This is a genomic window from Bradyrhizobium sp. WBOS08, assembly GCF_024585125.1.
Classification (GTDB): domain Bacteria; phylum Pseudomonadota; class Alphaproteobacteria; order Rhizobiales; family Xanthobacteraceae; genus Bradyrhizobium; species Bradyrhizobium japonicum_B.
Genome location: NZ_CP028988.1, coordinates 1,773,053 through 1,784,744, shown reverse-complemented (window position 1 = coordinate 1,784,744; position 11,692 = coordinate 1,773,053). Strand labels below are relative to the sequence as shown.

Here is an 11,692-nt window from a genome sequence, read left to right as displayed (position 1 = left end):
GGGTTCTGGTAAGTGAGGTCGAGGTGATCACGTCATTCCAGATGCGGGCAGCCCGCGCGCTGCTCGGCATTGACCAGAAAACCCTGGCCGAGCTTGCCGGTGTGTCATTGCCGACCATCCAGCGGATGGAGGCTTCGACCGGCAATGTGCGTGGCGTGGTCGAGACCCTGATCAAGGTGGTCGAGGCGTTCGAGCGGGCCGGTGTCGAGCTGATCGGCGAGCAGGTCCGCAGCGACGGCGGCGGGCGTGGCGTTCGCCTGAGGGAGCCCGGACCGCCACGCCGTGTCGGAGCATGATCGGGGCGCGTTGATCGCGCTCGGGATCAGGATGGGCTGGCGCATCGGTCGCAACACGGGACGCACGATGCTTGGGAGCATCGGGGGGCAGCGGAGCAATTTGCCGAGATGAGCATCACGAGTGATCACGCGGGCCGGCTGCACCAGCCGCGTCAGCCGACCTTTGCCGAACTGTATCTGCCGAAGCTCGTCACCGTCTGGCGTGAAGGCTACGGCCTCGAGGATTTCCGCGCCGACGTCTTCGCCGGCCTGACCGTTGCGATCGTGGCGCTGCCGCTGTCGATGGCGATCGCGATCGCCTCGGGCGTGACGCCGGACCGCGGCCTTTACACTGCCGTGGTCGGCGGCTTCATCGCCTCGCTGCTGGGCGGCAGCCGGTTCCAGATCGGCGGTCCCGCCGGCGCGTTCATCGTCTTGGTCGCCGCGACCGCGGAGCGCCATGGCGTCGACGGCGTCATCCTCGCCACCATGATGGCGGGCCTGTTCCTGATCGCCGCGGGGATGTTGCGGATCGGCACCTACATCAAGTTCATTCCCTATCCGGTGACGGTCGGTTTCACCGCCGGCATCGCCGTGATCATCTTCGCCAGCCAGCTCCGCGATCTCGCAGGGATCACGCTCGCGGGCAAAGAGCCCAGCGAATTCGTGCCCAAGCTGCTCGCGCTCGCCGGCAGCCTCGATACCCTCAATCCATCCGCGGTCGCGGTCGCTGTCGTCAGCATCGCCATTATCGCGGCCTTGCGGATCTGGCGGCCGTCCTGGCCCGGTATCCTGATCGCGGTCGTGTTCGCGGCCGTCGCGTGTGCGGTGTTTTCGCTGCCGGTCGAGACTATCGGCTCGCGCTTCGGCGGCATTCCGCGCGAATTGCCCTCGCCGGCCTTGCCCGCGTTCTCGCTTGCGAAGGCGACCGCCGTGCTGCCGGACGCGATCGCGTTCGCGCTGCTGGCCGCGATCGAATCGCTGCTGTCTGCGGTGGTCGCCGACGGCATGACCGGGCGCCGTCACCGCTCCAATTGCGAGCTGGTGGCGCAAGGCGCGGCCAATATCGGCTCGGCGCTGTTCGGCGGCATCTGCGTCACCGGTCTGATCGCGCGCACCGCCACCAACATCCGCGCCGGCGCCCGCGGGCCGCTCGCGGGGATGCTGCATGCGGTCTTCCTGCTGCTGTTCATGCTGATTGCGGCGCCGCTCGCGAGCTACATCCCGCTCGCCGCGCTCGCCTCGGTGCTGGTCGTGGTGGCCTGGACCATGGCGGAGAAGCACGAGTTCGGCACCTTGCTGCGCTCGTCATGGGGCGATGCCGTGGTGCTGCTCGCGACTTTCCTGCTGACGATCTTCCGCGACCTGACCGAAGGCATCCTGGTCGGCTTCGTGCTCGGCGCGGTGCTGTTCATCCATCGCATGGCGGAGATGGCAGGCATCGAGGAGCGCTCGCCGCTGGCCGTCGCCGACCGTCCCGACGACGGCAACGGCGACCGCGTTCCCTACGATCCCGCGCTTGCGGTCGATCGCGACGTGCTGGTCTATCGCATCACCGGTGCGTTCTTCTTCGGCGCAGCCTCGGCCATCGGAAGCGTGCTCGACGCCGTCGCCGACAAGCGCAAGGCCTTCGTGGTCGACTTCGCCGCGGTGCCGTTCCTGGATTCGACGGCGGCCAATGTGCTCGGCCGCGTCGCCGCCAAGGCGCACCGTGAGGGCATAAAGCTGTTCATCACGGGGGCTTCGCCGGCCGTCCGCCGCGCGCTGCTCACCCATGGCGTGACGCCGCCGCGCGCGCGCTATCGCCAGAGCCTCGAGCGCGCGATCGCCGACATCAAGGGCGGCGCAAGCGAGGAGACTGCCGCGAGCTGACGGCACGCCTTTCCCGCGCCCGGCCGGCCTGACCGGCGCTGTGGCGCCCGTGCGCTTGACAGAGCGGGCGCGACGCGAAATGGATCGCCTCGGAAGCACGACCCCGAGGGAAAGATGACCGCGCCCAGAACGCCTGCAGCCTGTCTGATCGGATGGCCGGCCGCGCATTCGCGCTCGCCGCTGATCCATCATTACTGGCTGCGCACGCTGGGCATCGAAGGCGGCTACGTCATCGAGGCGGTTCCGCCCGAGGACTTGCGCGATTTCGTGCTGCGGCTGTCGCTGCGCGGCTTCGTCGGCGCCAACGTCACCATCCCGCACAAGGAGAGCGTGCTGGCGCTGTCGACGCCCGACGCCCGCGCCAAGGCCGTGGGCGCGGCCAACACGCTGTGGTTTGCCGATGGCGAGCTGCACGCGACCAATACCGATGTCGAAGGCTTCATCGGCAATCTCGACGCCAGTGCGCCCGGTTGGGACGCGGCCGAGGAGGCGCTGGTGCTGGGCGCCGGCGGTTCCTCGCGTGCGGTCGTGTTCGGGCTGCTCGAACGCGGCATCAAGCGCGTGCATCTTGCCAATCGCACCGTCGCGCGGGCCGAGGCGCTGTCAGAGCAGTTCGGGCCCAACGTGCATGCTGTGACATGGGATGGTCTCGACGACGTGCTGCCGCGCGCAAAACTTCTCGTGAACACGACGTCGCTCGGCATGCATGGCCAGCCGTCACTCGATGTCGATGTCGCGAGCCTGCCGCAGGCGGCCGTCGTTGCCGACCTCGTCTATGTCCCGCTGCTGACGCCGTTGCTCGCTGCCGCAGCAGCGCGCGGCCTGAGGACCGCCGACGGACTCGGCATGCTGCTGCATCAGGCGGTGCGCGGCTTCGAATTGTGGTTCGGCCGCCGGCCCGAGGTCACGGCCGAGCTGCGCGCGTTGGTCGAGGCCGATCTCACAAAGACTTGAGAGAATAGCGCAGGTGCTTCGGAGTTCTCCTTCCGTGGGGGCAATCGGAGACCGTCATGTCTGTGCAACGTGCAACTTTCACCCGTCCGCTGATCGCCGTCGCGATGGTGGCCATATCGACTTACTGCGCCTTCGCCCAGAGGGCGCCGGTGCCGACGCGCGTGCGCGGCACCATCGAAAGCGTCAGCAACGATACCCTGCAGGTCAAGTCACGCAGCGGCGAGGAAGTGAAGCTCCGCCTTGCTTCCGACGTGAACGTATCGGGGATTACCAGGATTTCACTCGCCGACATCAAGCCGGGTTCGTTCATCGGCGCGACCACCGTGCCGGGGCCCGAAGGCAGCCAGAACGCGGTCGAGGTTCACGTGTTTCCGGAGAGCATGCGCGGCACCGGCGAAGGCTCGCGGCCCTGGGATCTCAAGCCGAATTCCAGCATGACCAATGCGACGGTGGCCGAAAGCGTCGTCGGCAATGACGGTCATACGCTGCGGGTCAAGTACAAGGACGGCGAGAAGAAGGTGTTCGTCGCCGACAACACGCCGGTCGTGACCTTCGTGCCGAGCGACAGATCCGAGTTGAAGCCGGGTGCCAAGGTCATCGCCTTCATCAAGCAACTGCCGGATGGCTCGTTCGAGACCAACCGCGTCAGCGTCGGTCGCGACGGCCTGACGCCGCCGATGTGAGGGGGACAATCGTAGAGTGGGCAAAGGCGCGCAAGCGCCGTACCCACGTCTTTTCTCGTTCGGCGAAAGGTGGTGGGCACGCTGCGCTTTGCCCACCCTGCGGCGCCTGCGCGCTCACATCGCGATGATATGATCGTCGATCTCGTCGATCCGGTTGACGCCGCACAGGCCCATGGTGGTGAGCAGCTCCTTCTGGATGATGTCGATCGCCTTGGCGACGCCGGCCTGGCCGCCGGCACCGAGGCCGTAGGCATAGGCGCGGCCGATCATGCAGGATTTGGCGCCGAGTGCGAGCGCGCGCATCACATCCTGGCCGGAGCGGATGCCGCCGTCGAACATGATCTCCATCTTGTCGCCGACCGCATCCGCGATCTCGGGCAGCACCTCGATCGAGGACGGCGCGCCGTCGAGCTGACGGCCGCCATGGTTGGACACGACGAGGGCCTGCGCACCGGTCTTGGCGGCTTCCTCGGCGTCCTCGACGTCGAGGATGCCCTTGATGATCAGCTTGCCCGGCCAGATGCTGCGGACCCACTCGACGTCCTTCCAGCTCAAGGACGTGTCGAACTGCGAGGCGGTCCATTCGGCCAGGCGGTTGAGATCCTCGGTGTTCTTCACGTGGCCTGCGATGTTGCCGAAGGTGCGGCGCTTGCCCTGCAGCACGCCGGAGACCCAGCTGGGCTTGCTGGCGAAATCCAGCAGCTTCGACAGCGACCATTCGGGGGGCACCGTCATGCCGTTCTTGATGTCGGCGTGGCGCTGGCCGATCACCTGCAGGTCCACGGTCAGCACCAGCGCGCTGCACTTGGCCGCGATCGCGCGCTGGATCAATTCCTTGATGAAGCCGCGGTCCTTCATCACGTAGAGCTGGAACCAGAACGGCTTCTCGACGCTGGCGGCGATGTCCTCGATCGAGCAGATCGACATGGTCGACTGCGTGAACGGGATACCGGCGGCCTGCGCGGCGCGGCAGGCGTGGATCTCGCCGTCGCCGTGCTGCATGCCGAGCAGGCCGACGGGCGCGAGCATCAGCGGCATGGTCGAGGGCTCGCCCAGGATCGTGGTCGAGGTGTCGCGCCTGGAGACGTCGACCAGGATACGCTGGCGGAACTTGATCGCCTGCATGTCCTCGCGGTTGGCGCGCAGCGTCTCCTCGGCATAGGAGCCGCGGTCGCAATAGTCGAAGAACGCCTTCGGCACGCGGCGCTTATGCAGGGCGCGAAGATCGTCGATACAGGTGATATGCTTCATGCTCGTTTCCCCGGCCCTCAAGCGTCTTGCATCAGAAGATTTCGAGGTCATCTAGCATGGTTGGATGCACAGCCAAATCGTTTGCGCGAGGTTTTGCAGGAGGCCGCCATGACCAAACCGCACGCCGGACCTTCACCGGAGGAGATCAAGGAAAAGCATGATCTCGAGGAAGCGCTGGAGGAGGGGCTGGAAGAGACCTTTCCGGGCTCCGATCCCGTCAACGTCACCCAGCCGGCGCCGAGCCGGCAGGACGGCCACGTCAAGCGCAGCACCTAGCGCCGGTTCCGCCTGATTCCAGCAGGATCGCGGGAAATGAAGCGTTAACAAGACGTTATCGGAATCGCGGCGGGCTTGGTTCCGTAATGATTCATCATATTTTTTGAAGCCAAGTTAGCCGCGCAAGGCTTATAAGACCCCAGCAAATCAGGGATGCGGGGCCTGCTCGGGCAGCCCGTATTTGTCGAGGGGACTCCCTGATCGTTGCGTTGGGGGACGATATGAGCCGCAAATATTTCGGGACGGACGGGATTCGGGGCCGCGCCAACGGACTGATCACGCCGGAGCTCGCCCTCAAGGTCGGCCAGGCCGCAGGCCTTGCGTTTCAGCGCGGTGACCACCGCCACCGTGTCGTGATCGGCAAGGACACCCGCCTCTCCGGTTACATGATCGAATACGCGATGGTCGCTGGCTTCACCTCGGTCGGCATGGACGTGCTGCTGGTCGGCCCGATGCCGACGCCGGCGGTCGCGATGCTGACCAAGTCGATGCGCGCCGATCTCGGCGTCATGATCTCGGCGTCGCACAATCTGTTCGAGGACAACGGCATCAAGCTGTTCGGCCCGCAGGGCTTCAAGCTCTCCGACGACGTCGAGCGGCAGATCGAGCAGCTGCTCGACGAGCCCATCGAGAAGAGGCTTGCGCAGAGCGCAAGCTTGGGCCGCGCCCGCCGTATCGACGGCGTGCACGACCGCTACATCGAATTCGCCAAGCGGACGCTGCCGCGCGACCTCTCGCTCGACGGCCTGCGCGTCGTGATCGATTGCGCCAACGGCGCCGCCTACAAAGTGGTGCCCGAAGCGCTGTGGGAGCTGGGCGCCGACGTCGTGCCGATCGGTGTCGAGCCCGACGGCTTCAACATCAACAAGGATTGCGGCTCGACCTCGCCGGAAGCGCTGTCGAAGAAGGTGCGCGAGATGCGCGCCGACATCGGCATCGCGCTCGACGGCGATGCCGATCGCGTCATCCTGGTCGACGAGCGCGGCCACGTCGTCGACGGCGACCAGCTGCTCGCGGTGATCGCGCAGAGCTGGAAGGAGGACGGCCGGCTGTCGCGGCCGGGCATCGTCGCCACCGTGATGTCCAATCTCGGGCTCGAGCGCTTCCTGAACGGGCAGGGGCTCGATCTCGTGCGCACGCCCGTCGGCGACCGCTACGTGCTCGAGCAGATGCTGAGCGGCGGCTACAATCTCGGCGGCGAGCAGTCCGGCCACATCATCCTGTCCGACTACGCCACCACCGGCGACGGCTTCGTGGCCGCATTGCAAGTGCTGGCGGTGGTGCAGAAGCTGCGCCGTCCCGTGTCCGAGGTCTGCCATCGCTTCGATCCGCTGCCGCAGATCCTCAAGAACGTCCGCCACAAGGGCGGCAAGCCGCTCGACGATTCCGACGTCAAGTCGGCGATCTCCGACGGCGAGAAGCGGCTCAACGGCCACGGCCGCCTCCTGATCCGCTCCTCCGGCACCGAGCCGGTGATCCGCGTCATGGGCGAGGGCGAGGACCGCATCCTGGTCGAGGACGTCGTCGACACCATCGTCTCCGCGCTGGGCCAGGCCGCGGCGTAAGGTCGTTCTCCCCCTCCCAAGGCAGGGCAATCGCATATAAGGGAACGCGGCGGGAAACTCGTCTGCGGCCATCCTTCGAGACGCCCGCCTCCGGCGGGCCCTCAGGATGAGGACCATTTGCGCGGCAACAGCTTCAGCGAGCGCGGTGCCACTTAGCCTCATCCTGAGGAGACCGCGAAGCGGTCGTCTCGAAGGACGAGGCGCTTGCTCAGGCACTTCCGAAAACTCATATGCGATAGCCCTGCCCTCCAGGGGAGGGTAGAACCCATGCATCCCAGCCATTTGCGATTGGCGGTGGTTCGGCCGCCGCCAGCATCGTACCTACGAAGTCGCGGCGGTTCGCCGCGCCGGGATCGCTGCATTGAACAAGCCTGTCGTCGTCTCAGAGGAAACGCTGACCGAGCCCGTCGTCGTCGCTGACGTGGCACCCGCCGCCAAGGCGGCGGGGCCGGCTTATATCGTGCTCGCCGGCATCAGCTTCTCGCACTTCCTCAACGACACCATGCAGTCGCTGATCGCCTCGGTGTATCCGATCCTGAAGGACACCTACGCGCTCGATTTCGCGCAGATCGGCATGATCACGCTGGCCTTTCAGTTCACGGCCTCGCTGCTGCAGCCCGTGGTCGGGCACTACACCGACAAGAAGGCGCAGCCTTACTCGCTGGCGATCGGCATGGCCTCGACCTTCTTCGGCCTGCTGTTGCTCAGCGCCGCGCAGCAATATCTCGTCATCCTCGTTGCCGCCGCGCTGGTTGGCCTCGGCTCGGCGGTGTTTCACCCGGAGTCCGCGCGCATCGCGCGGCTCGCCTCCGGCGGCCGCTACGGCTTTGCGCAATCGGTGTTCCAGCTCGGCGGCAGCTTCGGCACCTCGATGGGGCCGGTGCTGGCGGCGCTGATCGTGGTGCCGTTCGGGCAGGGCAGCATCGCCTGGTTCTCCTCGATCGCGTTCCTCGCCATCCTCATCCTGTGGCGCATCGGGCGCTGGTACGCGCCGCAGATCAAGGCGAAGAACACGGCGGCGGTTCAAGCCCATCCCGACGCGCCGAACTCGCGCCGCGTCGCCGTCGCGCTGCTCGTGCTGGTGGCGCTGCTGTTCTCGAAACAGCTCTACGTCTCGAGCCTGTCGAGCTACTACATCTTCTATCTGATCGACCGCTTCGGCGTGTCGACGCAGGCCGCGCAGATCTACCTGTTCATCTTCCTGGCGGCGAACGCGGTCGGCGCGTTTCTCGGTGGCCCGCTCGGCGATCGCTTCGGCCGCAAGATCGTGATCTGGATCTCGATCCTCGGCGCGCTGCCGTTCACGCTGGCGCTGCCCTATGCCGGGCTCGTTGGCAGCGCGGTGCTCAGCATCGTCATCGGCCTGATCATCTCCTCGACGACGTCGTCGATCATCGTGTTCGCGCAAGAGCTGGTGCCGCATCGTTTCGGCATGATCTCCGGCGTGTTCTTCGGCGTCGCCTTCGGCATCGGGGGCCTCGGAGCCGCCGTGCTCGGCGAACTCGCCGATCGCACCTCGATCGAGTTCGTCTACCAGGTCTGCGCCTATCTGCCGGCGATCGGCCTGCTTGCGGTGTTCTTGCCCAAGCTGCCGCGGCACACGCGTTAACGCTTCCTCTCCCGCTGCAGCGCACCTTCACCGATCGTTAGCAATTGCGCTCGAGCCGCCGCACTCGATGCGGCATTCCTGGAACGCTCAGGCGCCGTGCGCGCGAGAGTAGAGAAAAAATCAACCTTAAAAATTAGGGTTAAGTGGCGCTTAAACATTTGCTGGCATCGTCCGCTCCGTGAGTTTCCAGAACGTGAGGCCTGCGTGTTTGCCTCACCGGCCAAAAGGACGAAGCCAATGCGTAGCGTTAAGTCTCTCCTTGCCGCGGGTGCGGCAACCCTGATCTCGTCGGTGGCTTTCGCGGCGGACATGCCGATCGCGGCGCCCCCTCCCATGTATGCGCCGCCGGCTCCGCCCGCCGACTTCGGCGGCTGGTATCTGCGCGGCGACATCGGCATGACCAACCAGAGCGCCAAGCGCATCGAGAGCGCCCTGCCGGCCGGGTATTCGAAGACGACGGAAGGCCTCGGTTTCGATTCCTCGCCGCTGTTCGGTCTCGGCGCCGGTTATCGCTTCAACAGCTGGTTCCGCGCCGATTTGATCGGCCAGTATCGCGGCAAGGCCACTCTGCACGGCAGCGACAATGTCGTCGGACCCGGCTTCGTCGGCGTCAACAATTACAGCGGCAGCAAGTCCGAGTGGGTCGTCATGGCCAACGCCTATGTCGATCTCGGCACCTGGTGGTGCATCACCCCGTTCATCGGCGCCGGTGTCGGCGGCTCCTATAACAAGATCAGCGGCTTCCGCGACGACGGCGTCTCGTATTCCGGCGGCGTGCTGTCCAACAGCGTCGCCTACTTTGGCGACCACGGAAAGTGGAACCTGGCCTGGGCCGCTCACGCCGGTCTGGCCTACAAGGTCAATCCCGGCTTCACGGTCGAACTGGCCTACAGCTACATGAACCTCGGCGACGGCGCGCCCGGCAATTATCGCTTGTTCGACAACAGCGCCTCCGGCCCGACCTCGATCAAGATCAAGGACATCACCTCGCACGACGTCAAGCTCGGTGTGCGCTGGGATCTCAACAGCCCGCCGGTCTACGCGCCGCCGCCGCTCGTCACCAAGGGCTGATCGCAAGCCTTCTCGCTGACAAGCCTCATCGGTTAAGCTCTCTTAACGGCGCGGGATCATCCCGCGCCGCTTTGCTGTGTGCATTTTTCATGGCGGGCTCCGACCAAGGCCTCCGGCGCAACCATTGGTTAAGGTTAACGGGCGATGATCATCGCAACAGTTCGGGTTCGATGGAGCGTTGCGATGCGTGGGCTTTTGTTGGCGGCAGCGATGTTGGGGACGGTGTCTGCCGCGAACGCGGCCGATATGCCTGACCTGCCGATCCTGCGCGGCAGCTTCACCGACGGGCTGACCAATGTCCGGGCGAACTGGCAGGGCTACTACATCGGCGGCCAGGGCGAGTACGGCACGGTCACATCTAAGATCGACTCGAACATCAACAGTGACCTTCAGGCAACTTGGAGGCCGACCGGGAATTACCCCTGGTTGGGTCTCGCCAGCGCGCAAAGCAGCAGCGCCGGCTGGGGCGCCTTCGCCGGCTACAACGGACAATGGGACGATGTCGTTCTCAGCGTCGAGGCGAACTACATTCATGGCGGCTTCAAGTCGACGTCGAGATCGGTCGGCCAGAGATTCGACCCCAACACGGGCGCGCTGCTTGCCACCACCGATTCATCGGCGGTCGTCGGCATCTCCGATTTCGGCTCGTTGCGCATGCGCGCCGGCTACGCCTGGGGATGCTTCCTGCCCTACGCCTTCTTCGGTGGCGGCCTCGGCAGCCAGACTGTCGAGCGCACCGTCTCGGCATCGCCGGTGCCGACGCTGCCGCCAGCGCCCACGTCGTTCGCAACCAAGACCAAGCTGCTCTACGGTTACTCCGCCGGCGCCGGCGTCGATGTCATGCTGGTCGGCGGACTGTTCGCCCGTGCCGAATATGAATATCAGCGCGTGACGTCCGACATCGAATCGAACATCCACTCCGTCCGCGCCGGCCTCGGCTACAAGTTCTGACACGAGCTCGCCGCGCCGCGGTTGACAGTTTCGCTCCGTCCTGATGCTCTGTCGCTCCACAGCGGGGCGGCGGCGATGAAGGTCTACGGTGACAGCAATTCCGGAAACTGTCTGAAGGTGAAGTGGGTCTGCGATCATCTCGCATTGCCCTATCAGTGGGTCGAGATCGACACCAGCAAGGGCGAGACGCGCACGCCGCAATTCCTCGCGATGAACGGCGCCGGCCAGGTGCCCACGGTCGCGTTCGACGACGGCCGCACACTGGCGCAGTCCAACGCCATCATCCGCTATCTCGCCCGCGACAGCGCGCTCGTTCCGCGCGACGCCTTTACGGCCGCGAAGATGGACGAATGGCTGTTCTGGGAGCAGTACAGCCACGAGCCCTATATCGCGGTGTGCCGCTTCCTGCTCGTCTATCTCGGCAAGGACGCATCCGAGCTCGACCCCGAAAAGGTCAAGCGCGGCTATACGGCGCTCGACCGCATGGAGCGGCATCTGGCGGCCAGCCGCTTCTTCGCCGGCGAAGCGGTCTCGCTCGCCGACGTCTCGCTGCTCGCCTATACCCGCGTGGCGCACGAAGGCGGCTTCGACCTCGGCAAATATGCCTCGGTCCGCCGCTGGATCGGCGACGTCGAAGCATTTCTCGGCCTTCCGCTGGCGCGCTGAGCTTGGAGTTGTCGACATGAGCACCGTCTCCATTCGCAGCGCACGCCGCGCCGACGTCCCCGCGATCGTGGCGATGCTGGCCGACGATCATCTCGGCCGCGCGCGGGAGCGCGTTGAGGATCCGTTGCCCGCCGCCTATTACGACGCGTTCGCGCGGGTCGAGTGCGATCCGAATCTTGCGCTGGTGGTGGCCGAGGCCGAGGGCAGGGTGATCGGCTGCCTGCAACTCGCGATCCTGCCGGGCATCAGCTCGCAAGGCGGCAGTCGCGGCCTGCTCGAGGACGTGCGCGTTGCCACCGATTGTCGCAGTCGCGGCATCGGCGAGCAATTGGTGCAATGGGCCGTGGCGGAAGCCAAGGCACGCGGCTGCAATCTGGTCGAATTGCTGACGCACCAGACGCGAACCGATGCGCAGCGCTTCTACAAGCGGCTTGGATTCACGGCCAGTCACGTCGGTATGACCGTCCGCTTTTGAGGCAGCAGCGCGCGAGCGTTGCACGATCAGCAAATTCAGAGCGC

12 protein-coding genes are annotated in these 11,692 nt (G+C 65.8%); 11 read left to right on the top strand and 1 reads right to left on the bottom strand.

The window, feature by feature from the left end:
- Positions 1–23 precede the first annotated feature (23 nt).
- The 4 genes from DCM80_RS08640 to DCM80_RS08625 all read left to right on the top strand — a co-directional run bounded on the left by DCM80_RS08640 (position 24) and on the right by DCM80_RS08625 (position 3,784).
- Positions 24–296: a helix-turn-helix domain-containing protein gene (locus DCM80_RS08640; RefSeq protein ID WP_028134433.1), complete on the top strand. Its 273-nt coding sequence runs from the start codon at positions 24–26 to the stop codon at positions 294–296.
- A gap of 108 nt (positions 297–404) precedes the next feature.
- Positions 405–2,147, top strand: coding sequence for a SulP family inorganic anion transporter (locus DCM80_RS08635; RefSeq protein WP_257196587.1), 1,743 nt, complete (start codon positions 405–407; stop codon positions 2,145–2,147).
- Positions 2,148–2,261: 114 nt separating this feature from the next.
- On the top strand, positions 2,262–3,101 hold the full coding sequence (locus tag DCM80_RS08630; protein WP_257196586.1) for a shikimate dehydrogenase: 840 nt from the start codon (positions 2,262–2,264) through the stop codon (positions 3,099–3,101).
- A gap of 56 nt (positions 3,102–3,157) precedes the next feature.
- Positions 3,158–3,784 (top strand): hypothetical protein, encoded by a 627-nt coding sequence (locus tag DCM80_RS08625; protein WP_257196585.1) that lies wholly within the window; start codon positions 3,158–3,160, stop codon positions 3,782–3,784.
- A 114-nt stretch (positions 3,785–3,898) separates the two neighbouring features.
- Here DCM80_RS08625 and DCM80_RS08620 read toward each other — a convergent pair whose 3' ends face one another.
- Complete coding sequence (locus tag DCM80_RS08620) at positions 3,899–5,035, bottom strand: alpha-hydroxy acid oxidase (RefSeq protein WP_257196584.1); 1,137 nt, start codon at positions 5,033–5,035, stop codon at positions 3,899–3,901.
- Positions 5,036–5,143: 108 nt separating this feature from the next.
- Between DCM80_RS08620 and DCM80_RS08615 the strand changes: the two genes are divergently transcribed.
- The 7 genes from DCM80_RS08615 to DCM80_RS08585 all read left to right on the top strand — a co-directional run bounded on the left by DCM80_RS08615 (position 5,144) and on the right by DCM80_RS08585 (position 11,648).
- Positions 5,144–5,311, top strand: coding sequence for a hypothetical protein (locus DCM80_RS08615; RefSeq protein ID WP_257196583.1), 168 nt, complete (start codon positions 5,144–5,146; stop codon positions 5,309–5,311).
- A 221-nt stretch (positions 5,312–5,532) separates the two neighbouring features.
- Entirely contained in the window at positions 5,533–6,876 is a 1,344-nt protein-coding gene (gene glmM, locus DCM80_RS08610; protein WP_257196582.1) for a phosphoglucosamine mutase, read from the top strand.
- A gap of 361 nt (positions 6,877–7,237) precedes the next feature.
- Positions 7,238–8,485, top strand: coding sequence for an MFS transporter (locus tag DCM80_RS08605; RefSeq protein WP_257196581.1), 1,248 nt, complete (start codon positions 7,238–7,240; stop codon positions 8,483–8,485).
- A gap of 237 nt (positions 8,486–8,722) precedes the next feature.
- Entirely contained in the window at positions 8,723–9,556 is an 834-nt protein-coding gene (locus DCM80_RS08600; RefSeq protein WP_257196580.1) for an outer membrane protein, read from the top strand.
- A gap of 183 nt (positions 9,557–9,739) precedes the next feature.
- Positions 9,740–10,507, top strand: a complete 768-nt coding sequence (locus tag DCM80_RS08595) for an outer membrane protein (RefSeq protein WP_257196579.1) — start codon at positions 9,740–9,742, stop codon at positions 10,505–10,507.
- A gap of 75 nt (positions 10,508–10,582) precedes the next feature.
- Positions 10,583–11,173, top strand: coding sequence for a glutathione S-transferase family protein (locus DCM80_RS08590; protein WP_257196577.1), 591 nt, complete (start codon positions 10,583–10,585; stop codon positions 11,171–11,173).
- Positions 11,174–11,189: 16 nt separating this feature from the next.
- The gene (locus DCM80_RS08585; protein WP_257196576.1) at positions 11,190–11,648 is read left to right on the top strand and encodes a GNAT family N-acetyltransferase; all 459 of its coding nucleotides are present in this window, start codon (positions 11,190–11,192) and stop codon (positions 11,646–11,648) included.
- The last annotated feature ends 44 nt before the right edge of the window (positions 11,649–11,692 follow it).

Coding starts and splice junctions, on each gene's coding strand:
- DCM80_RS08635 (WP_257196587.1), top strand. CDS start 405: ATGAGCATCACGAGTGATCACGCGGGCCGGCTGCACCAGCCGCGTCAG.
- DCM80_RS08615 (WP_257196583.1), top strand. CDS start 5,144: ATGACCAAACCGCACGCCGGACCTTCACCGGAGGAGATCAAGGAAAAG.
- DCM80_RS08585 (WP_257196576.1), top strand. CDS start 11,190: ATGAGCACCGTCTCCATTCGCAGCGCACGCCGCGCCGACGTCCCCGCG.
- DCM80_RS08600 (WP_257196580.1), top strand. CDS start 8,723: ATGCGTAGCGTTAAGTCTCTCCTTGCCGCGGGTGCGGCAACCCTGATC.
- DCM80_RS08630 (WP_257196586.1), top strand. CDS start 2,262: ATGACCGCGCCCAGAACGCCTGCAGCCTGTCTGATCGGATGGCCGGCC.
- DCM80_RS08625 (WP_257196585.1), top strand. CDS start 3,158: ATGTCTGTGCAACGTGCAACTTTCACCCGTCCGCTGATCGCCGTCGCG.
- glmM (WP_257196582.1), top strand. CDS start 5,533: ATGAGCCGCAAATATTTCGGGACGGACGGGATTCGGGGCCGCGCCAAC.
- DCM80_RS08590 (WP_257196577.1), top strand. CDS start 10,583: ATGAAGGTCTACGGTGACAGCAATTCCGGAAACTGTCTGAAGGTGAAG.
- DCM80_RS08595 (WP_257196579.1), top strand. CDS start 9,740: ATGCGTGGGCTTTTGTTGGCGGCAGCGATGTTGGGGACGGTGTCTGCC.
- DCM80_RS08620 (WP_257196584.1), bottom strand. CDS start 5,035: ATGAAGCATATCACCTGTATCGACGATCTTCGCGCCCTGCATAAGCGC.